Origin of the sequence: Bacillus sp. Nf3 (genome assembly GCF_003028545.1) — a bacterium.
GTDB classification, from domain to species: Bacteria; Bacillota; Bacilli; order Bacillales; family Bacillaceae; genus Bacillus; species Bacillus safensis.
Map to the genome: position 1 here is coordinate 1 of NZ_PYUA01000128.1, position 513 is coordinate 513.

The 513-nt window shown below is 68.0% G+C and carries 1 protein-coding gene; it reads right to left on the bottom strand.

The genetic code is table 11. The annotated features are described in order from the left end of the window. Positions 1 to 174: 174 nt before the first annotated feature. Positions 175 to 513 (bottom strand): LysR substrate-binding domain-containing protein (locus C9414_RS21170; RefSeq protein WP_219909149.1); only part of this gene is annotated, 339 nt, incomplete at its 5' end.

Sequence of the window (513 nt, forward strand, 5' to 3'; positions counted from 1 at the left end):
CGCACAGGCGCTGGAGGAAGTCGCGATCGTCGGCGAGCGGTACAACGCGCAGCGTGCGGCACAGGCCAAGGGCTGACCGCCCGGTGGGTGCAGAGTGTGGTGGGTGCGGACCGTTGGTGGTGGGTGCGGACCGTTGGTGGTGGGTGCGGACCGTTGGTCCGCACTCCTTGACCCTCACCTCATCGGCTCGCGCAGCGCATCCAGCACCGTGCGCATCGCCACCGTTACATGCCGGCGGGACGGGTAGTACGCGTAGTACCCATCGAAGTGCGGGCACCAATCGTCGAGCACCGACAGCAGCCGTCCATCGTCCAGCATCGGTTGTACCTGGTCTTCCGGCAGCCAGGCCAGGCCGCTGCCGGCCAGTGCGGCGGCGCGGGTCATGCCCATGCTGTTGAAGATCCACTGGCCACTGACGCGCACGCTCAGTTCGTTGCCGTCCTTGCCGAAATCCCACGGCATCAGCCCACCGTGGGTCGGCAGGCGCAGGGTGACGCAGTTGTGCGCGGCCAG